This window comes from Shinella sp. SUS2, assembly GCF_001262505.1.
Classification (GTDB): domain Bacteria; phylum Pseudomonadota; class Alphaproteobacteria; order Rhizobiales; family Rhizobiaceae; genus Shinella.
Genome location: NZ_KQ410739.1, coordinates 1,754 through 24,461, shown reverse-complemented (window position 1 = coordinate 24,461; position 22,708 = coordinate 1,754). Strand labels below are relative to the sequence as shown.

The following is a 22,708-nucleotide window of genomic DNA, read 5'->3' as shown; positions in this document are numbered from 1 at the left end:
CCGCACCACCAGGAAACAGACCCGGCACGCTTTCGCATGCCGGGCCCGGCCAGTTCTGCCGAAGGCCAAGCGGTTAAACGCCGACGCGCTGCTTCCTGCGGCCGGCCTGCTGGTCGGCCGCCGCGGCATTGACCTCTGCCCGCGCACTCACCTGCGGCACGCCGACATCCCACCAGGCATCGCCCGGCGTCCAGGTGAAGGCGTCGGAGACGATGGTGATGACGGTGGTGCGGTCGGTCGTCTGTGCCCATTCAACGGCGTCGCCGAGATCGGCAAGGCTTTCGACCCGGCGGGTGAGAGCCCCCATCGCCTCGGCGTGCTTGGCGAAGTCAACCGCGAACGGTTCCTTGACGCGGCAATCCTTCAGGAGATTGTTGAAGCCCGGCGTCCCCTTGGCGTTCTGCAGGCGGTTGATGACGGAATAACCGCCGTTGTCGCAGACGACGAGGATCATCTTGTGGCCGGACAGCACGCTCGAATAAATGTCCGAGTTCATCATCATGTAGGTGCCGTCGCCGATCATGACGATCGGCGTGCGTGTGGGATCGGCCATCGCGGCACCCCAGCCGGCGGCGATCTCGTAGCCCATGCAGGAGAAGCCGAACTCGCAGTCGAAGGTGTTCGGCGCCTTGACGCGCCAGTTCTTCATCACCTCGCCCGGCAGGCCGCCGGCGGCGGTGATCAGGAGGTCACGCTCCCCGGCCTTGGCATTGACGATCCCGACGACCTGGGCATAGGTCGGCACCGGTGCATTGGTCGGCTTCTGGTAGCCGTCGAGCGCCGCGTTCCATTTTGCGAATTCGCGCCGGCCCTTCTCCGTCCAGCCGGCATCCGCCTTGTAGTCGCCGATCACGGCATCCAGTTCGGAGACCGTCTCCAGCGCATCGCCGACGACGGCGACGGCGCGGTGCTTGTTGGCATCCCAGCGGGCCGCATTGATCGAGACGAAGCGGGCATCGGGCGAGAAAGCGGTCCAGGAACCGGTGGTGAAATCCATGAGGCGCGTACCGACGGCGAGCACCACGTCTGCCTCACCCGCCAGTGCATTGGCCGAGGTGGAGCCGACAATGCCGATCGGGCCGACATGGGCCGGATGGTCATGGGTGACCGTGCCCTTGCCGGCAATGGTCTCGCAGAGCGGGATGCCATGCTTTTCGGCAAAGGCGGCGAGCGCCGTTTCCGCACCCGAATAGCGCACGCCGCCGCCGGAGATGATCAGCGGGCGTTTTGCCGCCTTCAGCACGCGCACGGCCTCCGCAAGGCTGTCACGATCCGGCCGCGGGCGCGGCGCCTTGTGGATCGTCGGCGCAAAGAAGCTTTCGGGATAGTCCCAGGCGATCTCCTGCACATCCTGCGGCAGGGCCAGGAAGGCCGGGCCACAATCGGCTGGATCCAGCATGACGGCGACGGCCTGCGGCAGCGAGGAGAGGATCTGCTCGGGATGGACGATGCGGTCCCAGTAGCGCGTCACGGCCTTGAAGGCATCGTTGACGGTGATGGTCGGATTGCCGAAATGCTCGACCTGCTGCATGACCGGATCGGGCCGGCGGTTGACGAAGCTGTCGCCGGCGAGAAGCAGGATGGGCAGGCGGTTGGTATGCGCCACGCCGGCCGCCGTCACCATGTTCAGCGCTCCCGGGCCGATGGAGCTGGTCGCCACCATGATCTGGCGGCGCCGCGTCGCCTTGGCAAAGCCGATCGCGGCAAGCGCCATCGACTGCTCGTTCTGGCCGCGCCAGGTGGGCAGCGTGTCCTTGACCGCCTCCAGCGCCTCGGAAAGGCATGTTACATTGCCATGGCCGAAAATGGCGAAGACGCCGGGAAACAGCGGTACGCGCTCCCCGTCGATCTCGGTGAACTGGTTGCACAGGTAACGCACCAGAGCTTGCGCCATGGTCAGGCGGATGATGGACATGGTAAACCTCCCTCAGCCGGCCTTTTCGCGGCGGCCACTGTCCGGAAACTTTTATTTCATACTAAAAATTATTGCAATACTTATTGCATATCACAATGACAAAGAGCAGCCCACCCAGGCGCCGCCCGACTGGCTGGAGGCCAGCGCCGCCTCGATGAACTTCACGCCGAGCGCGCCGTCCACCACCGTCGGGTAGGCGAGCAGCCCCTCGGGCAGGGTCCGGCCGAGACGGCGCGCCTCGATGGCGATGGCGAATTCCTCGTAGAGATTGCCCCAAGCGTCGCTCAGCGCTTCCGGATGGCCGCGCGGCATGTGGACGAAACGCGCCGCATGCGTGCCGATGCCCGCCCCCTCGCCGCGCGTCAGCACGCAAGCCGGCTCGCCGAAGCGGCGGACATGCAGCAGCTCCGGCTCCTCCTGGTTCCATTCCAGGCTCGCCTTGTCGCCGAAGACGCGGATGCGCAGGCCGCAATGGGCGCCGGGTGCGACCTGCGAGATCATGATGGTGCCGGGAATGCCGCCCTCGTAGCGCACATGCATGAAGGCCGTGTCCTCCAGCGCCTTCGGCGGGCCGAGCGTGTGGAACTCCGCCCGGACGGCGGTGACGGGGCGACCGCAAACAAAGGCGCCGAGATGATGGCAATGGGTGCCGATATCGCCGGTCGTGAAAGTGGGACCGACGATGGCGGGATCGACGCGCCACTGGGCGCCGGCTCCGGCCTCGCTCGGCGGCGTCAGCGCCCATTCCTGGAAATACTCGACATGCACCTGCTGCAATTTGCCGAGCGCGCCCTCCGCGATCATCTGGCGAGCCTGGCGCACCATGGCGGAGGCGGCATAGGCATAGGTGACGCCGAAGACGAGGCCCGTCTCCTTCTGACGGCGCACCAGGTCGAGCGCATCGTCGAGCGTCGTCGTCAGCGGCTTGTCGCTGATGACGTCAATGCCCTTCTCCATGAAGACGACGGCGATGGCGTGGTGGGAATTGTTCGGCGTGGTGATTGCCACGGCATCGATGCCGTCCGGCCGCGCCGCCTCACGCTCGGCCATCACGCGGTAGTCCGTATAGATGCGATCGTCCGCAAGGAGCCAGGCGCGGCCGGATTCCTGCGCCACCTCCGGGCGCGACGACAGCGCGCCGGCCACCACATCCCAGCGGCCCGAAAGCCGCGCGCCGCGCGCATGCACCTTGCCGATGAAACTGCCCTGCCCGCCGCCGATGACGCCGAGCCGCAAACGGCGCCCGGCCAAGGGAAACTCCGCCATGCTCTCCTCCTCCACATTCTGGCCGCCCGGAACGGGCTTGCAAAAACCCTCTTCAGAATTAATATTGACGAAATTTAATACACGCAACTTTTTTTGCAATCCATCCATCACCTCAGGAGGAGGAACCATGACGAGGATCGCACTGCTCGGCTGCGGGCGCATCGGCAAGATGCACGCGGCCACCATCGCCCGCGCCGAGGGCGCCACGCTTGCCGCCGTCTACGACCCGTTGACCGCCGCCGCCGAGGAGATCGGCCGGCTTTATGGCTGCCCGGTCGCCGCCAGCGCCGACGAAGCGATCGCCCTTGCCGACGCCGTGCTGATCGCCACCTCCACGGCCACCCATGCCGACCTCATCGAGGCCTCCGCGCGCGCCGGAAAGGCGATCTTCTGCGAGAAGCCGATCGACCTTTCGCTTGCCCGTGTCGTCGCCTGCCGCAAGGCCATCGCCGGCTTCGACAGGCCGGTCCAGATCGGCTTCAACCGCCGCTACGATCCGGGCCACCGGGCCGCGCGCGAAGCGGTGCGCGCCGGCAAGATCGGCGATCTCCAGCAGGTGATCATCACCTCTCGCGATCCTGGCCTCGCCTCGCGTGACTATCTCAAGGTTTCCGGCGGCATCTTCCGCGACATGACCATCCACGATTTCGACCTTGCCCGCTTCATGCTGGGCGAGGAGCCCGTCGAGGTCTTCGCCACCGGCAGCACGCTCATCGACCCGACGCTTACGGAATTCGACGACGTCGATTCCACGATGATCATCCTGCGCACCGCGAGCGGCAAGCTCTGCCACATCAACAATTCCCGCGCTGCCGCCTATGGCTACGACCAGCGCGTCGAGCTGTTCGGCGCAAAGGGCATGCTGATCTCCGGCAACCGGCGCGCCCACCAGGTCGAGCGCTTCACCGCTACCGCCACCGGCGCAGGCGAACCCTATCTCGACTTCTTCATCGAGCGCTACGTCGAAGCCTTCGAGATCGGCCTGAAATCCTTCCTGCACTGCGTCGCCGCCAACGCTGCGCCGGACGTGACCTTCGACGACGGCGAGAAGGCGCTGGTGCTGGCCGAGGCCGCCATCCGCTCCAAGGCGGAAGGCCGCTTCATCAGGGTCGAGGAGATCACCGGCTGAAGGGCCGTGGCTGGAGCATTTCCGGACGCAAAACCGCTACGCACTTTTGCTGGAATTGCTCTAGCTCTTGCGCCGCTGCCTGCCCGTGACCGTCGGGATCTCGGGCGAGCCCTTCTTGTCCTCCTGCAGGAGGGCCGCAAGTGCCACCGCGATGGTCTGCGTCAGGCACATTGGCGCGGCAAGCGAACGCGAGAAGGAATATTCGTCTTCCGGGATGGTGAAGAGCACGGCCGCGTTCTTGGCGAGCGGCGAGAGCTGGCTGTCGGTAATCGCGACGATGGGCGTGCCGTTCTCGGCCGCGACATCGGCGATCGTCACCACCTCCTTGGCATAGTGGCGGAAGGCGATGGCGACCAGCACGTCCTTCTTGCCCATGACCTTGGCCATTTCGGGCGCAAGGCCGCCGGCGGGATCGAGCAGGATAACCCGGCACTGCAGCATGGAGAGCACGTAGCGCAGGAACTTGGCGATCGGCTCGGAGCGCAGCTGGCCGGCGATGAAGATCGTGTTGGCATTCTTCAGCGCGCGCGCCGCCTGCGACAGGCTCTCCTCCGTCGTGGTGTTGAGAAGCTCCTGCAAGGTGGCGATGTCACGCACGACGAGGTCGTGCAGGAAGCCGAGATTGCCTTTGCGCTTGGTCTTTTCCAGGTCGACGTCGAGCGCGCTGATGCGCTCGCGATAGCCAGGCGCGGCCGTCGACAGGCGGCTCTGGAACACCGACTGGAGCTGCTTGAAGCCGGAAAAGCCGAAATGCTGGGCGAAGCGCACGAGGATGGAAGGGTGCGCGCCGCACTGTTCGGCAATGGCGTTGATCGACTGCATCGCCACGATGTTCGGGTTCTGCGTGATGAAGCGGGCAACCTGCTGGAAGCGGTCGGACAGGTTCGGATAGGCCTCGGTGACGATGTTGACGAAGGTCTCGTAGTTCGCCGTCTTCGGCGGCGGCTGATCGGACTGCTTTACCCTCGGCATACGGCCTACTCCCCGGATGGTACTGTTTCGGATCCGGGATGAGCCGGTGCCGGTCCATATTTGCAGTATTGCATAAAACCGAAGTCTGCAACGCTCGCCCGGAAACGGCACATCCCGCCATGCCCGGGAGCATGGCGGGAGGCCGGGAGGCGTGCTCCGGGCCTGCTATCAATAGGGCGCGTCGGGGAAATAGTATTCCGCGGCATTGTCCTTGGTGATCAGCGGGCTGCCGAGCACGTAGCGGCCATTGATCGGGGCCTGCGTGGCGTATTTCATCGTGACGAGCTCGATCGCCGGGATGATCAGCGTCGGCGGGTAGAAAATGTCGGCATCGACCATGTCGTGGCCGTCCATGACAAGCTTGATGACCTTGTTCATGCCCGAACCGCCGAGCACCGTAACATTCTTGCGGTCGGCCTGCTTGATCGCCTCGATGGCGCCAAGCGCCGCATCGTCGTCACCGGCCCACACGCCGTCGATCTGAGGGAAGCGCTGCAGGTAGTCCTGCATCACCTCGAAGCCCTTGTCCGGGTTCCAGTTGGCATATTGCATGTCGAGCACTTCGATCTTCGTATCCTTCAGCGCCGCATTGAAGGCGTCGATGCGGATGTTGTCGATCGCCGTCGGGATGCCGCGCATCACGACGATCTTGCCGCCGTCCGGGAACTTCTTCTTGAAGTACTCGGCGGCCGCCGTGCCGTATTGCGGGTTGTCGCCACCGACATAGAGATCCTCGATACCCTCTTCCGCAAGGCCGCGGTCGACGGTGGCGATGAACACGCCCTTGGCCTTGGCGGCCTTGACCGGCTCGGTCAGCGGGTCGGATTCAAAGGGCAGCACGACAAGCGCGTTGATGTTGCGCGCCATCAGGTCCTCGATGTCGTTGACCTGCTGCGTCGCGCTGGAGGAGGTCGCCAGCACGAAATCGATGTTCGGGAAGGCTTCCTTCATCCGGTCGATCGTGCGTTTGGTGTGGTAGTTGAGGCCGCCCGTCCAGCCGTGCGTCGCCGCCGGGATCGAGACGCCGATGACGGCGTCGGCGGCAAGGGCGGGCGCCGTGAAGGCGACAATGGCCACCGCACCTGCGGCGAGCATGGATTTCAGTCGATGGAACATTCACTTGTCTCCCTGTTGAAGTGAAATGAAGCGTCAGCCCTGCGCCCGGTCACGCTGCAAAAGCACGGCGATGATGATGATCGCCCCCTGGAAGGCCCCGTTGAGATAGGGGCTGACGAAGCCGGTAAGATTGAGGATGTTGCTGATAAAGCCGAGGATCAGCACACCGACGATGGTGCCCCAGATGCGGCCGAAACCGCCGCTGAGCGCCGTGCCACCGATGATGACGGCGGCGATCGCCTCCAGCTCCCACATGAGACCGGTGGAGGGCGTGGCGGCGCCAAGGCGCGGCACGTAGATGACGGTGGCGACGGCGACGCAGAGCCCCTGAATGACATAGGTGAGGATGCGCACGCGGCTGACGGGGATCGCCGAATAGAAGGCGACGTGCCGGTTCGAGCCAATGGCAGCGACATGGCGACCGAAGCGCATGCGGCGCAGCGTCAGTTCACCGAGGATGGCGATGACGGCAAGCACGATGATCGGCACGGCGATACCGAGGACCTGACCGTAGTAGATCGGCCGCACCGCATCCCGCAGCGAAAAATCGAGCGAGATGGAGCCGCCATCGGCAAGCCAGGTAATGACCGAGCGAAAGATGCCCATGGCGCCGAGCGTGACGATGAAGGCCTCGACACGCCCACGCACGATCATGAAGCCGTTGATGAAGCCCGCGGCCACACCGATGACCAGCGAGAAGAGGATGCCGGCGGCGGCGAGCTGCCAACCGTCGCCGAGCGTGGCGGCCGCCGAATTCATGAACATGATCGTCATGCCGGCGACGAGCGCCGAGAGAGAACCAACCGACAGGTCCAGTCCGCCCGCCGTAATGACGAAGGTGGCGCCGACCGCGATGATGCCGATGATGGCGCTGCGGGTGAAGACGTTCGAAAGGTTCTCCGCGCCGAGGAAGCTGTCGCTCATCAGCGTGCCGACCAGCATCAGGAGGATGAGCGCGATGAGCGGACCGGCGGCCCCGAACAGGCCGACGAGGGTGCGGCCCGGCGACGCGGCTGCGTTGCCGGCAGACGTGGCGGTGATGTCGGTCAAAGGCTTGCCTCCTCCTGCGGACCCTTTTCTTCGAGGCCCATGGCAAATCGGATAATGTCGGTCTCGCTGATGACATCGCCGGAAAGCTCGCCGGCGATACGGCCGCGCCGCATGACGAGCACCCGGTCGGACAGGCCGACGATCTCCTGCATCTCCGAGGAGATGACGACGATCGCCTTGCCCGCGGCGGCGAGCCCCGCGATGATTTCGTAGATCTGCTGCTTGGCGCCGATATCGACGCCGCGCGTCGGCTCGTCGAAGACGACGAGATCCGGTTCCGCCCCCAACGTCTTGGCGATCAGCACCTTCTGCTGGTTACCGCCGCTGAGCGCGCTCGCCGTGACATCGAGCCGGCCGGTACGGATGTCGTAGCGCGCGACGGCCGCCTTGAGATCGCGCCGCTCGGCAGACCGGTCGATCCAGGCCGTGCCGGCGATCGCGCCGCTGGTCAGGGCGACGTTTTCCGCCAGCGGCTTACCGAGCAGCAGGCCCTTGCCCTTGCGGTCCTCCGTCAGGTAGGCGAGCTTCAACCCCCAGGCCTCGCGCGCCGCCGGCAGCCGGCGCTTTTCGCCGCGCAGCACGAAAGACGTGCATTTCGCCGGGCGCAGGCCAAGCAGTGCCTCAAAAAGCTCGGTGCGGCCGGACCCCACAAGGCCGGAAATGCCGAGCACCTCGCCTTCTCGAATCTCCAGCGTCGCCTCTTCCACCGCGCCTGGCGCCGTGAGGCCGATCACGCTGAGAAGCGGCTTTCGCAGCGCCGTGCCACGACGCGGCGGGTAGATCTCGGCCAGCGGCCGGCCAACCATCGCCTCGGCCATAGCATCCTCGGAAATGTCGCACGCCTGTTCGACACGCACGATCTGGCCATCGCGCAGCACCGCGACCCGGTCGGCGATCGCCTTCACCTCGTCGAGGCGATGCGAGGTAAAGATCACCGAGCCGCCCGCCGCACGGAAGGCCCGCATGCGCGCAAAGAGGTTGCCGGCCTCGGTCGCCGAAAGCACGGCGGTCGGCTCGTCCATCAGGATGAGCTTCGGCTGGCGGGCGAAGGCCTTGGCTAGCTCGATCATCTGCCAGTCGGAGACGGGAAGGTCGCTGAGCCGTGCCCGCACCGGCGCCGCAGAACCCAGCTCCGCGAGAAGGTCGCGCGCCCGCTTCTCCATCGCCCTGCGATCGGTGAAAAGGCCGCGTGTGATCTCGCGGCCGAGGAAGACATTCTCCGCCACCGTCAGGTGCGGGGCCAGGCAGAACTCCTGGTGCACCATGACGATGCCCGCCCGCTCGGCGGCATGGAGATTTGCCGGAGCCGGGGCACCATCCAGCAGCATCGTGCCCGAGGAGGGCGGCGCAAGGCCGGCGGCAATGCGCATGAGGGTCGATTTGCCGGCGCCGTTCTCCCCGACAAGGGCCAGAACCTCGCCCGGTTCGACGACGAGGTCGATGCCCTTCAGCACCGGTACGGTGCCGTAGGATTTGGCAATATCGCGAAAAGCCAGAAGCGTCATGATCAGGCCCCGATCGTCGCGGGGCGGTATGTCGCGATCTCGGTGTGGTTGACGACGAGCGCCGGATCGAGCGTCCCCTTGAAGAAATCGAGAATGTTTGCTGCCGCGGCGATCGCCATGCGCCGCGCACAAGCCTCTGTAAGTCCAGCATTGTGCGGGGAGAGCACCACCCGCTCGCAGACAAGCATCGGGTCATCGCCGGCCGGCGGCTCGCAATCGAGCACGTCGAGCCCCGCCGCGGAAAGCCGTCCCTCCTCCAGCGCCGCCAGCAGCGCCTTTTCGTCGATCAGCCCACCCCGTGCCGTGTTGATGAGAATGGCCGAGCGCTTCATCACGGCCAGTTCCGCCGCGCCGATCAGCGGCTCGGGTCCGGACTTCGGCACATGCAGCGACACGACATCGGCACGATGCAGACCGTCCATGAGGTCATCGACCGGCATCACGCCCGCGGCCGCAATCCCAGCGGCGTCCTGGTACTTGTCATAGGCGAGCACCGTCATGCCGAGCGCCGCACCGATCTGCGCAAGCCGTCGGCCGATGCGGCCGAAACCGACGATCAGCAGCGTGCGCCCGTCGAGCTCGTCGGCATCGAGGCTATTGCGGTAGTTCCAGTCGCCCTGCCGCATCCTGCGGTCGAAGAGCACGGTGCGCCGCGCGGCCGAGAGCATCAGCATGACGGCATGTTCGGCCACCGCACGGGAATTCACGTCGCCGACCACGGCGAGCGGGATGCCGCGGCCGTTCAGCGCCGCGACATCGACGGAATCGTAACCGACGCCGTGGCGGGAAACGATCTTCAGCTGCGGCGCTCCCGCGATGAAGGCCGCAGGAAGCGGCTGGGTGCGGATGAGCAGCGCATCGGCCATCGGCAGGAGCGGCTCGTAGCTCGCTGCGGAGACCTCCTCGACATAGTCGATCACCATACCGGGCGCGGAGTTCAGCACGGCAAGGCCGTCCGCATGGATCTTGCCGGCCACCAGGATCCTCGGCATTCAATATCCTCCCGTGTCGATCGTGTCGGCGGGAGCGACCTGCTGCACGCGCTCGCGGAAGGCCCTGACGCTCGCCTCGGCGGCGCCGGCGAGCAGGCGGACGTCGTTGGAGACGGTCACGAGATCGAAACCCCAGCCGACTGCTTCCGCGGCATAATCCGCCGTGCCGTTGTGCAATGCCGCCCGCTTACCGGCCCGGTGGGCGGCGTGGAGGATCGTCTTGATCGCCTCGATCATCTCGGGCTCGCGGCGGTCGAAGCCCGGCGCGTAGCGCTTGCCCTGCAGGCCGAGCGTCAGGTCGGCCGGGCCGATATAGACGCCGTCGAGGCCGGGCGTGGCGAGGATATCCTCGAGGTTCTCATAGGCCTGCGCGGTCTCGATCATGGCAAGGCAGATGATCTCGCCGTCGGCCTCGGCGGCATAACCGGGGCCGGCGGAAAACAGAGCGCGGCTCGGGCCGAAGCTGCGCACGCCGGCCGGCGGATAGCGCACATAGGACACGAGACGCTCGGCCTCGGCGCGGGTGTTGATCATCGGGCAGATGACGCCGTAGGCGCCGGCATCCAGCGCCTTCATGATGTCGGCCGGATCGAGCCAGGGCACGCGCACCAGCGGCGTCACGCCGCTTGCCCGCATGGCCTGCAGCATCGGCACAGCGCCGTCATAACCGACGATGCCGTGCTGCAGGTCGATGGTGAGAGAATCGTAGCCCTGCGCGGCCATGATCTCTGCGCTGAAGGAACTGGCTATGGAGAGCCAGCCGTTGAGCACCGGCTTGCCTTCCGCCCAGCGCTGCTTGACACTGTTCCGGATCATGGATGCCTCCCTCAGACCGCCATCTGCGCGAGCTTGACGTTGGAATAGTCGAGGATGCCCTCGGTGCCGCCTTCGCGGCCCATGCCGCTCGCCTTGATGCCGCCAAAGGGCGCCTCGGCCGCGGCCAGGGCAAAGCTGTTGACGCCGACCATGCCGGCCTCCAGCCGTGCTGCCGCCTCGCGGGCGCGGCCGGCATCGCGGGTGAAGACATAGGCGGACAGGCCCATTTCGGAGGCGTTGGCGCGGTCGAAGACCTCGTCGGTCGTGGCAAAGGGTGTGATGGCGGCGATGGGGCCGAAATTCTCCTCGGCGATCGCCTTCGCATCGTCCGGCAGGCCGGTGATGACCGTGGGCTCGAAGAAGAAGCCGGCATTCATCTCCGCCGGGCGTCGCCCGCCGGCAAGGATCCTGCCGCCGCGATCGCGCGCATCGGCGACGATCTCCTCGATGGCAGCAATGCGGCGCTCGTTGATCAGCGGCCCCATCTGTGTCGCCTCGTCGAGGCCGTGGCCGAGCTTCAGCGCCCGGGCGCGGACGGCAAAGCCCTCGACGAAACGGTCGTGCAGCGCCTCGTGCACATAGAAGCGGTCCGGCGTGACGCAGACCTGGCCGGCATTGGCATATTTCGTCGGCACGGCGAGATCGAGCGCGCGGTCGAGATCCGCATCGTCGAAGACGATCATCGGCGCATTGCCGCCGAGTTCCATGCTGACGCGCTTCACCGTCTCGGCGCTGTCGCGGATCATCTGCTGTCCGACGCGGGTGGAGCCGGTCAGCGACACCTTGCGCACGGCCGCCGCGGCCATGATGGGCTTGTAGGTGGTGGCGGTGGGGCCGACCAGGAGATTGGCGACCCCGGCGGGGATGCCGGCCTCGCGCAGGCAATCGAAAAGGATCATCGCGACGCCGGGCACCTCGACGGAGGGCCGGACGATGACGGCGCAGCCGGCGGCGAGCGCCGGGGCGACCTTGCGGGCGATCAGCGCCGCCGGGAAGTTCCAGGCGGTGAAGGCGGCGACGACGCCGACGGGCTCATGCGACACTTCCAACCGGCCGCCCGGCGCGCGGCTTTCGACGATGCGGCCATAGATGCGGCGTGCCTCCTCGGCGTACCAGCGGAACTGGTCGACGGCGAGGCTCCATTCGCGGCCGGACTGGGCGAGTGGTTTTCCGGTCTCCAGCGTGATCTGGCGGGCAGCCTCAGCAGAGCGGGTGGCCATGGCATCGGCGGCCTTGTGCAAAAGGTCGGCGCGTGTCCATGCCGGCGTCGCCTTCCAGCTGCGGAAGGCCCGCTCCGCAACAAAAACTGCGCGCTCCGTATCTTCGACGCCCGCCGCGGGCACGCTGCCCAAAACCGCACCGCTACCGGGATCGGTGATCTCCACCGAAGCGCCCTGCGCAGGCCCCGACCAGGTACCGTCAATGAACAATCCGTATGCGCCGTACATGCTGCCTCCTCCATGCGGCGCGCCGCCCGAAGAGGCCGCGCCCGCAAGTGTAATTTCAAAATCAGAAAGAAAGCAATTTTTATTGCAAGTCAAGAATAATCCGCAACGTTTGGTGCAAATACCCGTACATTGCACGGTTCAGTGCGGCCGTTCCGGCAGCACGAGCGGCGTGCGCCGGCGCGCCGCCATTGCCTCTACGATCTGCTCGGCAAGACTTGTGGCGACGAGGCCATCCCAGGCCGTCGAGCCATCGGCGGGCGGCGTTCCATTGCGGATGCCGTCGATCCAGGCCTGATTCTGCAGGCGATAGGCATCGCGGAAGCGAGGAACCCAGTTTGCCGGAAAGCCCCCCTCCTCCGCGCCGTTGCGCCGCGTGCGGGTGAGCGCCGGATGCGCCATGCCGATCGTGCCGCCTGCGCAGACGGCCTCGGCATGGACATGATAGCCATAGGCGGCGTTCATGAAGACCTCGACGGAAACGAGGCTGCCGGCCTCCGTCTCGAAAACGAACATCGCAGGGTCGCCGCTCCCCTCGGCTTCCGACGGGCAGGGAATGACGGTGACGGCACTGTATTCCGTCGAGAGCAGCCAGCGGCAGACATCGATCTCGTGCACCAGCGAATTGGTGATCGCCATCGTACCGGTGAACCAGGCAGGCGCCGCGGCGTTGCGGTGCTGGCAATGCAGGATGCGCAGGGCGCCGAGCGCCCTGCTGTCAAGCGTCGTCTTCAGCTCCCGGTAGGCCGGATCGAAGCGGCGCATGAAACCGGTCTGCACCAGCGGCCGGCCCGCGTGCTGTTCGGCCGCGACGATCTCCAGACATTCGGCCGTGCTCGTGGCAAGCGGCTTTTCGCACAGAACCGGCTTGCCCGCCGCGATCGCCGCCAGCACCAGCCGGTGATGCGTGGCGTCGGGTGAGGCCACGAGGACAGCCTCGACCGCGGGATCGGCGATCAGCGCCAGCGCATCGCTCGTCGGCCGCGCACCCTGCCCGACCGCCTCGGCCCGTGGGAGATCGGCGTCCGCCACGGCAACGAGATGTGCGCCCGCGACATCGCTGGCAAGGATGCGCGCATGTTCCGCCCCCATCACGCCCGCGCCGATGACGCCCACTCCAACCGTCTTCATGGTTCCTCTCCTCCTTCGTTCAGCCGGCATCCACGACACGCCAGGTGCCGGCACGCGCGGAGGCGTGGATCGTCTCCACCAGCATCTGGATGCGCAGACCGGCGCGAAAATTGAACGGCTCGGGCCGAAGGCCGGCAATCGCTTCCAGATACCCGGCGACCTCGATCGCCTTCAGGTCGTTGAAGCCGAGCTGGTGGCCCGGCGCGACACAGAAGCGGCCATAGGGCACGTGGTCCGGCCCCGCCTCGATGCGGCGGAAACCCTGCCGGCCCGTTCGGTCGGCCGTGGAGTAGAAATGCAGCTCGTTGAAATGTTCCTGCGAGAAGGCGAGCGCGCCCTTGGTGCCGTAGACCTCGAAATCGTGCTGCATCTTGCGGCCGGTGGCGACCCAGTTGCCTTCGACGGAACCGGTGGCACCGTTTGCAAAGCGCAGGAAGGCGCGGCCGACATCGTCCGTCTCCACCGTGCGCATGCCGCCTCTGCCATCCGGGCGGCTGGCGATGACAGTCACGCAATCGCCCATCACCCTCTCGATGGGGCCGAGCAGGAATTCGGCGGTCGCCAGCGCGTGACTGCCGAGATCGGCCAGCGCCCCGCCGCCGGCAGGATCGTGGCGAAAGGTGAAGGGCGCGGCGGCATCGGCCATGTAATCCTCGGCATGAAGGCCGCGATAGCCGCGGACTTCGCCGAGCTCCCCGCCTGCGATCATCTCCCGGGCAAGGTTCAGCATCGGATTGCAGAGATAGTTGAAGCCGACCTGCGTGCGGATGCCCGCTTTTTCTGCGGCCTCCGCCATTTCCCGGGCATCGCCCGTCAGCGGAGCGAGCGGCTTTTCGCAATAGACATGCTTGCCTGCGGCGATGGCGGCGAGCGCCATGTCCTTGTGCAGGGCATTGGGAGCCGTGATGTCGACGATGTCGATTTCCGGATCCGCCACCAGGCTGCGCCAGTCGTCCGTGGCGCGCCCGAAACCGAGCGCTGCGCGGGCGGCTTCTGCCTGTGCCGGGGTCGCGTCCGCGATAGCTGCCAGTTCCACCTCATAGGGCAAGTCGAAGACCCTTGCGGCGGCCGCAAAGCCGAAGACATGCGTCTTGCCCATGAAACCCGACCCGATGAGGCCAAGACGGAGCTTCTTCTTCATTCTCTCTGTTTCCCGGATGATGGCCCACGGGTTTTCCGTGAGCACCATTTTTGCAACATTTATTGCGAAATCATTGCACTATGAACGCTCGGTGCGCGGCCGGGGCGCAAGCAACGCCCCGGCGCCTGATTGCTCTTGTCAGATCGTGCCGCCGAGCGAGGCTTCCAGCAGCGCCAGTTCCTGCCCGCCCGCCATCATGTCCTGCAGGGCTGCCGCATCCACCGTGCCGCGCTCGGCCGTGCCCAGGGTCTGCCCGCGGTTGAGCACCGTGAACCGGTCGCCGACGGCAAGCGCATGGCGGACATTGTGGGTGATGAAGACGACGCCGATACCCTGCTTGCGCACCCGGTCGATGGTGCTGAGCACGTTCGCCGTCTGGCGCACGCCGAGTGCGGAGGTCGGCTCGTCGAGGATCAGCACCTTGGCGCCGAAATAAACCGCGCGCGCGATGGCGACCGTCTGGCGCTCGCCGCCCGAAAGCGTGCCCACCGCCTGATCGGGACCGCGCAGGTTGATGCCCATCTTGCGCATTTCGGTGACGGTGATCTCATCGGCCTTGCCGGTGTCGAAGGTCTTGAACGGCCAGACGCCGCGCTCCGGCTCGCGGCCCATCCAGAAATTGCGGCTGACGCTCATCAGCGGGATCATCGCGAGATCCTGGTAGACCGTGGCGATGCCGGCGGTCATCGCATCGCGCGGGCTCTGGAAGAGCGTGTGCGTGCCCTCCACCAGCACCTCGCCGCCGCTCGGCCTGTAGACGCCGGACATGATCTTGATGAAGGTGGACTTGCCCGCACCGTTGTCGCCGAGCAGGCAGTGGCATTCGCCCGGCCTTATGTCGAAGGAGACGCCGGCCAGCGCGATGACATGGCCGAAGTGCTTGGTGATGTTTCTCATCTCCACGATGGCGGACATCAGCGTTCTCCCGTGATGATGCGGCGGATGTAGGTGTTCATGATCACCGCAGTCAGGAGGATGACGCCGAGGAAAACCCGGAAGAGCGAGCTTTCCGCATTGGCGAAGAACAGGCCCTGCTGCACGACGCCGAAGATGATCGCCCCGAGCGCCGCGCCGATGACCGAACCGTAACCGCCGGTAAGCAGCGCCCCGCCGATGACAACGCAGATGATCGCCTCGAACTCCTTGAGCAGGCCCCGGTCTGCCGCCGCCGAGCCGAATTCCATCACCTGGCAGGTGGCGAAGACACAGGCACAGAAGGCCGAGAACATGAACATCAGGATCTTCACCCGGTTGACCGGCACACCGACATACCGCGCCGCAAGCGCATCGCCGCCAGCCGCGAAGATCCAGTTGCCGAACTTGGTGCGGGTGAGCAGCCAGTGGCCGAAGACGACGAGCACGATCGCCCAGACGACCAGCATGGGAATGCCGTCGATGACCGGCTGGCCGGCGCGGTTGCCGCGGGTGAAGGTGGCGATCCAGCCCATCTCGCCTATCCAGGTGAAGAGGCTTCCGAGGATCTTGCCGCCGAAGAGCGGTGCCAGCCAGTCGCCAGCCGCCTTTTCCGCAACGCCGCCGATGATCGTCTGGCGCGTGAAGTAGATCGAGCCCCAGATCGTCAGGCCGCGCAGGATGTAGAGGAAGGCGAGCGTGACGATGAAGGACGGCAGGCCGGTGCGGATGACCAGCCAGCCGTTGACGCCGCCCAGAAGAATGCAGAAGACGAAGGTGATGACGATGGCAAGCCACAGCGGCACACCGATATGGACCGACAGGATCGCCATCATGACGCCGGAAAAGCCGATCATCGAGCCGGTGGAGAGGTCGAACTCGCCGGCGATCATCAGGAGACAGGCGCCGACCGCGATGATCATGAACTGGGCCGACACCACCGTCCAGTTCATCACGCCCTCGGCGGCGAACATGCCGCTGTCGCCAGCGACCGCTGCAAAGAGCAGGAAGACCAGGATGGTGCCGCAGATGCCGCCAAGCTCCGGGCGGATCAGCGCGCGCCGGAGCGGCGAGACGGGCTTGATGCGCTCGTCCTTCAGCGCGTCTGGAATGACGTCCGTCATGAATGCACTCTCCTCCCTCGAAAGATCGGGCCTCGAAAGACCGTGGCGCGGGCGGCTGCCCGCCCGCGCCCGCAAAAACGTCAGATCAACGGTACTGGCCCGCCAGGGACTCGACCAGCGCGATGTTGTCCTTCGTCACGAAGCCCGGGCCGGTGAAGATGGAATTGGCCGGGGCGACGCCGTAGCGCACATAGCTCGTCAGCACCTGGATCGGGATCGAGCCCTGCAGGAACGGCTGCTGGTCGATCGCGAAGTTGATCGTGCCGTCCTTGATGGCGGCGGAGATTTCCGCAGAAAGGTCGAAGGTGCCGAAATAGATGTCACCGTCGAGGCCCATATCCTTGACCGCGCGGATCGACGGTTCGGCCGAGTTGGGGCCGAGCGTCAGGATGGCGCCGGTATCGGGATTGGCAGTGAGATAGGCCTTCACCTTGTTCTGCACTTCCGACGGGTCGATGCCGGAATCGACCATCTGGTTGCCGAGCTCGACGCCGATGCCCTCGGCAAAGCCGCGGCAACGCTCCACCGAGGCTGGATTGGTGATGTAGTGGTTGACGCACAGGAAGCTCTTGATACCGGCCTCCTTCGCGCGCTTGCCGGCGCCGAGGCCCGCTTCATATTCCGGCTGGCCGACATGCATCAGCGCACCGAGCTTCTGGCTTTCCTCCACCGTGCCAGAGTTGACGGTGACGACCGGAATGCCCTTGGCGACGGCATCCTTGATCGGCCCTTCCAGCACGTTGAAATCGGCGATGGTGACGATGATACCGTCGACGCCGGCGGCCGAACTCTGCTGGACGATGCGTGCCATGTCGGCAAGGTCGCCCGTCGGTGGATTGCGATACTCGGTCGTCACGCCCATCTGCTCGTTCGTCACCTTGATCGCGTTCTTGATGACGTTGAACCAGCTGTCGCTGTCCGGGCCGTGGCTGATCCAGACGAATTTCTCGCCATCCGCTTGGGCAGCACCGGCGAGCGCCGTCGTCGCCAGCAGCACGCCGAGGGCAAGGGATTGCAGGATTTTCTTCATGCTTAACGTCCTCCCGAAGTCGGCTTCCTGTTCGCTCCCCGCCCGAAGCCTTTGCGGGTAACTCAAGATGTCAGGCCGCCCGTTTCGCGCCTTGCGCCGAAAGAGCGGCATCGAGGCGCGCCTGATCCCAGCGCTCCTCAACGGCCCGGGCAACGAGGTCCTGCTGGCTTTCGGGCGCAAGACCGCCGAGCGGCGGGTCGGTGTCGAGATTGGTCGGGAACGGATAACCATCCGCCGTCGCGGCAATCACCGCCCGCCGCCCGGCCGGCGACAGCGCCGCCAGATGCGGGTAGACCGCGCGGACCATCGCGGTGCGGTCGAGGTTTTCCATATGGCGGGCGAAGGCGGAAGCCGTCTGGATAAGGTTGACCATGCGCACGACGTCCGCCGTGCGGTTCTCGCCGGCCGCATGGAACAGCGCGGGGGAAAAGAAGATGGCGTCGCCTTTCTCCAGCGGAAGCTGGACGCAATTCCCCTCGAAGTAATCGCGGAATTCCGGACGCGTGGCGGCGACATAGCCCGGCAGATAGCGCTGAGAATGCGGCAGGAGCTTCGTCGTGCCGCTTTCCACTGGCATGTCGCAGTGAGCGACCCCGCCCTGCAGGATCAGCGTCGGGCCGGTGGCGTGGATATGGCTCGGATATTCCGCCATCTGCTCGGGCTTCATGAAGCCGAGATGATAGTCGCGGTGCGGCGCCTGCGCCTTGCCGCCGGGACGGACCTGGTTGACCTGCGTGGCGATCTGGTAGCCCGGGCCAAGCCAGGCGCGGCAGGCAATATCGATGACAGGATTGGCCATGTAGCGGGCATAGACGGCGGGATCGCGCAGGCAGAGTTTCTGCAGCGAGTTCCAGATGCGATCGTTGGCGCCCGCCTTGGCAAAATGGTCGCCGGCTGCCGTGCCCGCCGCCCGCTCGTCGGCGATGATGCTGCGAAAGACATCGCTTGCCGCATCGATGGCGCCCGGGTCGATGAAGGCGCGCTTGACGACGAAGACACCCGGCCCCTCGCCGATGACCGAGGCCCATTCCGGGCCGATGCCGTCATCGAGGGAGGCCCCGTCATAGACGGGGATGTTCTTCTCGATGGCGATCGCCGTCGGGCACATCGCCATGGTCGTCACGGTCTCCACCTGGCGGCGGAATTGCGCAAGGTCGATCACCGTTGCAATATCGTTCATCGAAATCCTCCTGTCCGATGCCTGAAAACCGGCTTGACGGCAGCCATCGCTCTCACCCCGCCCCTCCCTGGGCATGGCGAGCTGCAAACGCAGATCAAAAATTGCGACCATCAATTGACTGCAATATTAATTGTGAAATTTTATCGGTGTCAATACGGGCTGCGCTGCTTCACTGGCAAAGACGTTACCAATCGCAGGCAATCCTGATGATGCCCAACACATCTGCCACGTCCAAGACGACACATCCATGGTTTCCGTCTCCGTTGCCGATTTCGTTGGCATTATAGGGCTGCGGCTTGCGGGGTGGAAAAGGGGGGTTGTTTTGGGGCTTCAAACGCAAAAAGCCCTCCGCGAAGGGAGGGCTTTTAGATTTGGTTGCGGGGGCAGGATTTGAACCTGCGGCCTTCAGGTTATGAGCCTGACGAGCTACCGGGCTGCTCCACCCCGCGTTACCCGGTTTTGCCGGAGGCAAAATACCGCGACGAGTGTCTCGTCCTGAACGCTTTTCCCGGTCCGGTTTTTGCCGGAGGCAAAACACCGTTGTATTTCTGTGGCCTCGCACCGAGGTCTGGAACGCACAAAGGCCGCTTGAAGCGGCCCTTTGGTTTCGGCAGGGCCGAATGTGTGTCGAGAAGATCGTTGCCGGTATTTTACCTTGCGGTAAAAACCTGTCGGTATTTGTCTTGCGACAAAACCTGCTCACATTGCACTTAGCAGACCTGGCAGCGACCTACTCTCCCGCGTCTTAAGACGAAGTACCATTGGCGCTGGGGCGTTTCACGGCCGTNTTAGCAGACCTGGCAGCGACCTACTCTCCCGCGTCTTAAGACGAAGTACCATTGGCGCTGGGGCGTTTCACGGCCGTGTTCGGAATGGGAACGGGTGCGGCCACCCCGCCATGACCACCAGGTCGGCTAAGGGCAATGTGATGAGAAGCTGGTAGGCTTTCGCCTGTTTGTCTTATTTTGTGAACACGTCTTTTCGATCTTCTCCCTCGCCTCGGCCGGAGGCCGCAAGCGCAGAGCGCGTCGCCAATCCCGGGTTTTTGCCTTTGGCAAAATACCCTAGATGGCGCGCCGTCCGCAGGGCCTTTGGCCCGTGAGGACAAAAGATCAGCATCATCAGTGCGCCTTGGCGCGCTGATGAGCATGAACAATGAGAACGATCAAGCCAATCGAGCTATTAGTACCGGTAAGCTTCACACATTGCTGCGCTTCCACACCCGGCCTATCAACGTGGTCGTCTTCCACGGCTCTCAAGGGAATACTCGTTTTCAGGTTGGTTTCCCGCTTAGATGCCTTCAGCGGTTATCCATTCCATATATAGCTACCCTGCTATGCCCTTGGCAGGACAACAGGTCCACCAGAGATATGTCCATCCCGGTCCTCTCGTACTAGGGACAGATCCTGTCAATATTCCTACACCCACGGCAGATAGGGACCGAACTGTCTCACGACGTTCTGAACCCAGCTCACGTACCGCTTTAATTGGCGAACAGCCAAACCCTTGGGACCTGCTCCAGCCCCAGGATGCGATGAGCCGACATCGAGGTGCCAAACAACCCCGTCGATATGGACTCTTGGGGGTCATCAGCCTGTTATCCCCGGCGTACCTTTTATCCGTTGAGCGATGGCCCTTCCACGCGGGACCACCGGATCACTATGACCGACTTTCGTCTCTGCTCGACTTGTCAGTCTCGCAGTCAGGCGGGCTTATGCCATTGCACTCGACGACCGATTTCCGACCGGTCTGAGCCCACCATCGCGCGCCTCCGTTACTCTTTCGGAGGCGACCGCCCCAGTCAAACTACCCACCATACACTGTCCCGGACCCGGATGACGGGCCGCGGTTAGACATCCATGACGATAAGGGTGGTATTTCAAGGATGGCTCCACGCAAACTGGCGTCCGCGCTTCAAAGCCTACCACCTATCCTACACATGCCGACACGAATGCCAGTGTAAAGCTATAGTAAAGGTGCACGGGGTCTTTCCGTCTAACCGCAGGAACCCCGCATCTTCACGGGGAATTCAATTTCACTGAGTCTCTGCTGGAGACAGCGGGGAAGTCGTTACGCCATTCGTGCAGGTCGGAACTTACCCGACAAGGAATTTCGCTACCTTAGGACCGTTATAGTTACGGCCGCCGTTTACTGGGGCTTCGATTCAAAGCTTGCACCTCTCCTCTTAACCTTCCAGCACCGGGCAGGCGTCAGACCCTATACGTCGTCTTGCGACTTCGCAGAGCCCTGTGTTTTTGATAAACAGTCGCTACCCCCTGGTCTGTGCCACCCCAAAATACTTGCGTACCTTGGGGTCACGCTTCTTCCGAAGTTACGCGTGCAATTTGCCGAGTTCCTTCAGCAGAGTTCTCTCAAGCGCCTTGGTATGCTCTACCTGACCACCTGTGTCGGTTTCGGGTACGGTCTATACGGTGGAGCTATTTCCTGGAACCGCTTCCCCGCCCAGACAATCCAATAAGTCTGAACAAGTTACGCAATCCGTCACTACCACCAGGCCCACGAATATTAACGTGGTTCCCATCGACTACGCGTGTCCGCCTCGTCTTAGGGGCCGGCTAACCCTGCTCAGATTAACTTTAAGCAGGAACCCTTGGTCTTTCGGCGAGAGGGTCTCTCACCCTCTTTATCGTTACTCATGTCAACATTCGCACTTCCGATACCTCCAGAGGCCCTCACGGGTCCTCCTTCGCAGGCTTACGGAACGCTCCGCTACCACGTATCTTGCGATACATCCTCAGCTTCGGTGCATGGCTTTAGCCCCGTTACATTTTCGGCGCAAAGACCCTTATTTAGACCAGTGAGCTGTTACGCTTTCTTTAAATGATGGCTGCTTCTAAGCCAACATCCTGGTTGTTTTGGGATCCTCACATCCTTTCCCACTTAGCCATGACTTGGGGACCTTAGCTGGAGGTCAGGGTTGTTGCCCTTTTCACGACGGACGTTAGCACCCGCCGTGTGTCTGCCGACTAGTACTCTCAGGTATTCGGAGTTTGGTTAGGATCAGTAAGACGGTGAGTCCCCATAGCCCATCCAGTGCTCTACCCCCTGAGGTATTCGGTCGACGCTCTACCTAAATAGATTTCGCGGAGAACCAGCTATCTCCGAGTTTGATTGGCCTTTCACCCCTAGCCACAAGTCATCCCAATCTATTGCAACAGATGCGGGTTCGGTCCTCCAGTTGGTGTTACCCAACCTTCAACCTGCTCATGGCTAGATCACTCGGTTTCGGGTCTAATGCAACTAACTATGATCGCGCTATTAACACTCGCTTTCGCTGCGCCTACACCTACCGGCTTAAGCTTGCTAGTTACACTAAGTCGTTGACCCATTATACAAAAGGTACGCTGTCAGGCTTGCGCCCTCCAACTGCTTGTAGGCAACCGGTTTCAGGTTCTATTTCACTCCCCTTGTCGGGGTGCTTTTCACCTTTCCCTCACGGTACTTGTTCGCTATCGGTCATGCACGAGTACTTAGGCTTGGAGAGTGGTCTCCCCATGTTCAGACAGGATTTCGCGTGTCCCGCCTTACTCAAGGACAATGCCTGTTCTACGTGTACGGGGCTATCACCCGCTAAGGCCGGACTTTCCATTCCGTTCCACTTTATTCAGCATTGCCACTGGCCTGGTCCGCGTTCGCTCGCCACTACTTGCGGAGTCTCGGTTGATGTCCTTTCCTGCAGGTACTTAGATGTTTCAGTTCCCTGCGTTCGCTTCTTACCCCTATGTATTCGAAAGTAAGATACCTTATCACAATGCTTGGAAACCCAAGCCGACATCGCTGTCAGTTTGGATTTTCCAAGCATTTAAGGTGGGTTTCCCCATTCGGAAATCCATGGATCAAAGCTCATTCGCAGCTCCCCACGGCTTATCGCAGCGTATCACGTCCTTCATCGCCTGTGCATGCCAAGGCATCCACCAATTGCCCTTACGACACTTAATCGTTCTCATTGTCTATGCTCACCAC

16 protein-coding genes, 1 tRNA gene and 2 rRNA genes are annotated in these 22,708 nt (G+C 63.8%); 1 reads left to right on the top strand and 18 read right to left on the bottom strand.

The window, feature by feature from the left end:
* Nucleotides 1–73 precede the first annotated feature (73 nt).
* Together iolD and AKG11_RS24030 are read right to left on the bottom strand one after the other, a co-directional pair.
* Nucleotides 74–1,915, bottom strand: a complete 1,842-nt coding sequence (iolD, locus tag AKG11_RS24035) for a 3D-(3,5/4)-trihydroxycyclohexane-1,2-dione acylhydrolase (decyclizing) (RefSeq protein ID WP_050745741.1) — start codon at nt 1,913–1,915, stop codon at nt 74–76.
* A 90-nt stretch (nt 1,916–2,005) separates the two neighbouring features.
* The gene (locus tag AKG11_RS24030; RefSeq protein ID WP_050745740.1) at nt 2,006–3,181 is read right to left on the bottom strand and encodes a Gfo/Idh/MocA family protein; all 1,176 of its coding nucleotides are present in this window, start codon (nt 3,179–3,181) and stop codon (nt 2,006–2,008) included.
* Nucleotides 3,182–3,308: 127 nt separating this feature from the next.
* On the opposite strand from AKG11_RS24030, the gene iolG reads away from it, so the two are divergent.
* Nucleotides 3,309–4,310 (top strand): inositol 2-dehydrogenase, encoded by a 1,002-nt coding sequence (gene iolG, locus AKG11_RS24025; protein WP_050745739.1) that lies wholly within the window; start codon nt 3,309–3,311, stop codon nt 4,308–4,310.
* A 60-nt stretch (nt 4,311–4,370) separates the two neighbouring features.
* Here iolG and AKG11_RS24020 read toward each other — a convergent pair whose 3' ends face one another.
* From AKG11_RS24020 to AKG11_RS23945, 16 genes are all read right to left on the bottom strand, one after another.
* Nucleotides 4,371–5,282, bottom strand: a complete 912-nt coding sequence (locus tag AKG11_RS24020) for a MurR/RpiR family transcriptional regulator (protein ID WP_023516486.1) — start codon at nt 5,280–5,282, stop codon at nt 4,371–4,373.
* Between the two features lie 168 nt (nt 5,283–5,450).
* Nucleotides 5,451–6,398, bottom strand: a complete 948-nt coding sequence (locus tag AKG11_RS24015) for a substrate-binding domain-containing protein (RefSeq protein ID WP_050745738.1) — start codon at nt 6,396–6,398, stop codon at nt 5,451–5,453.
* 33 nt (nt 6,399–6,431) lie between these two features.
* On the bottom strand, nt 6,432–7,439 hold the full coding sequence (locus tag AKG11_RS24010; RefSeq protein WP_037404929.1) for an ABC transporter permease: 1,008 nt from the start codon (nt 7,437–7,439) through the stop codon (nt 6,432–6,434).
* A gap of 5 nt (nt 7,440–7,444) precedes the next feature.
* The gene (locus tag AKG11_RS24005; protein ID WP_050745737.1) at nt 7,445–8,953 is read right to left on the bottom strand and encodes a sugar ABC transporter ATP-binding protein; all 1,509 of its coding nucleotides are present in this window, start codon (nt 8,951–8,953) and stop codon (nt 7,445–7,447) included.
* A 2-nt stretch (nt 8,954–8,955) separates the two neighbouring features.
* On the bottom strand, nt 8,956–9,945 hold the full coding sequence (locus AKG11_RS24000; protein WP_050745736.1) for a hydroxyacid dehydrogenase: 990 nt from the start codon (nt 9,943–9,945) through the stop codon (nt 8,956–8,958).
* A complete protein-coding gene (locus tag AKG11_RS23995; protein ID WP_050745735.1) occupies nt 9,946–10,761 on the bottom strand; it encodes an HpcH/HpaI aldolase family protein in 816 nt (271 codons plus the stop codon).
* A gap of 11 nt (nt 10,762–10,772) precedes the next feature.
* A complete protein-coding gene (locus AKG11_RS23990; protein ID WP_050745734.1) occupies nt 10,773–12,209 on the bottom strand; it encodes an NAD-dependent succinate-semialdehyde dehydrogenase in 1,437 nt (478 codons plus the stop codon).
* Nucleotides 12,210–12,347: 138 nt separating this feature from the next.
* Nucleotides 12,348–13,337 (bottom strand): Gfo/Idh/MocA family protein, encoded by a 990-nt coding sequence (locus tag AKG11_RS23985; RefSeq protein WP_050745733.1) that lies wholly within the window; start codon nt 13,335–13,337, stop codon nt 12,348–12,350.
* A gap of 19 nt (nt 13,338–13,356) precedes the next feature.
* Nucleotides 13,357–14,478 (bottom strand): Gfo/Idh/MocA family protein, encoded by a 1,122-nt coding sequence (locus tag AKG11_RS23980; protein ID WP_050745732.1) that lies wholly within the window; start codon nt 14,476–14,478, stop codon nt 13,357–13,359.
* A 138-nt stretch (nt 14,479–14,616) separates the two neighbouring features.
* Nucleotides 14,617–15,393 (bottom strand): ATP-binding cassette domain-containing protein, encoded by a 777-nt coding sequence (locus tag AKG11_RS23975; protein WP_050745731.1) that lies wholly within the window; start codon nt 15,391–15,393, stop codon nt 14,617–14,619.
* Nucleotides 15,393–16,514, bottom strand: coding sequence for an ABC transporter permease (locus tag AKG11_RS23970; protein WP_197284008.1), 1,122 nt, complete (start codon nt 16,512–16,514; stop codon nt 15,393–15,395). The genes AKG11_RS23975 and AKG11_RS23970 overlap by 1 nt, the downstream gene beginning before the upstream one ends.
* Before the next feature lie 85 nt (nt 16,515–16,599).
* On the bottom strand, nt 16,600–17,544 hold the full coding sequence (locus AKG11_RS23965) for a sugar ABC transporter substrate-binding protein (protein WP_050745730.1): 945 nt from the start codon (nt 17,542–17,544) through the stop codon (nt 16,600–16,602).
* A gap of 70 nt (nt 17,545–17,614) precedes the next feature.
* Nucleotides 17,615–18,724, bottom strand: a complete 1,110-nt coding sequence (locus AKG11_RS23960) for a phytanoyl-CoA dioxygenase family protein (protein WP_050745729.1) — start codon at nt 18,722–18,724, stop codon at nt 17,615–17,617.
* Between the two features lie 372 nt (nt 18,725–19,096).
* A tRNA-Met gene (locus tag AKG11_RS23955) sits at nt 19,097–19,173 on the bottom strand.
* Between the two features lie 346 nt (nt 19,174–19,519).
* Nucleotides 19,520–19,634, bottom strand: a 5S ribosomal RNA gene (gene rrf / locus AKG11_RS23950).
* Between the two features lie 251 nt (nt 19,635–19,885).
* Nucleotides 19,886–22,684, bottom strand: a 23S ribosomal RNA gene (locus AKG11_RS23945).
* Between the last annotated feature and the right edge of the window lie 24 nt (nt 22,685–22,708).

Excerpts from the sequence above, each read along its gene's own strand:
- iolD (WP_050745741.1), bottom strand. The coding sequence starts at position 1,915 with ATGTCCATCATCCGCCTGACCATGGCGCAAGCTCTGGTGCGTTACCTG.
- AKG11_RS24030 (WP_050745740.1), bottom strand. The coding sequence starts at position 3,181 with ATGGCGGAGTTTCCCTTGGCCGGGCGCCGTTTGCGGCTCGGCGTCATC.
- iolG (WP_050745739.1), top strand. The coding sequence starts at position 3,309 with ATGACGAGGATCGCACTGCTCGGCTGCGGGCGCATCGGCAAGATGCAC.
- AKG11_RS24020 (WP_023516486.1), bottom strand. The coding sequence starts at position 5,282 with ATGCCGAGGGTAAAGCAGTCCGATCAGCCGCCGCCGAAGACGGCGAAC.
- AKG11_RS24015 (WP_050745738.1), bottom strand. The coding sequence starts at position 6,398 with ATGTTCCATCGACTGAAATCCATGCTCGCCGCAGGTGCGGTGGCCATT.
- AKG11_RS24005 (WP_050745737.1), bottom strand. The coding sequence starts at position 8,953 with ATGACGCTTCTGGCTTTTCGCGATATTGCCAAATCCTACGGCACCGTA.
- AKG11_RS24000 (WP_050745736.1), bottom strand. The coding sequence starts at position 9,945 with ATGCCGAGGATCCTGGTGGCCGGCAAGATCCATGCGGACGGCCTTGCC.
- AKG11_RS23995 (WP_050745735.1), bottom strand. The coding sequence starts at position 10,761 with ATGATCCGGAACAGTGTCAAGCAGCGCTGGGCGGAAGGCAAGCCGGTG.
- AKG11_RS23990 (WP_050745734.1), bottom strand. The coding sequence starts at position 12,209 with ATGTACGGCGCATACGGATTGTTCATTGACGGTACCTGGTCGGGGCCT.
- AKG11_RS23985 (WP_050745733.1), bottom strand. The coding sequence starts at position 13,337 with ATGAAGACGGTTGGAGTGGGCGTCATCGGCGCGGGCGTGATGGGGGCG.
- AKG11_RS23980 (WP_050745732.1), bottom strand. The coding sequence starts at position 14,478 with ATGAAGAAGAAGCTCCGTCTTGGCCTCATCGGGTCGGGTTTCATGGGC.
- AKG11_RS23975 (WP_050745731.1), bottom strand. The coding sequence starts at position 15,393 with ATGTCCGCCATCGTGGAGATGAGAAACATCACCAAGCACTTCGGCCAT.
- AKG11_RS23970 (WP_197284008.1), bottom strand. The coding sequence starts at position 16,514 with ATGACGGACGTCATTCCAGACGCGCTGAAGGACGAGCGCATCAAGCCC.
- AKG11_RS23965 (WP_050745730.1), bottom strand. The coding sequence starts at position 17,544 with ATGAAGAAAATCCTGCAATCCCTTGCCCTCGGCGTGCTGCTGGCGACG.
- AKG11_RS23960 (WP_050745729.1), bottom strand. The coding sequence starts at position 18,724 with ATGAACGATATTGCAACGGTGATCGACCTTGCGCAATTCCGCCGCCAG.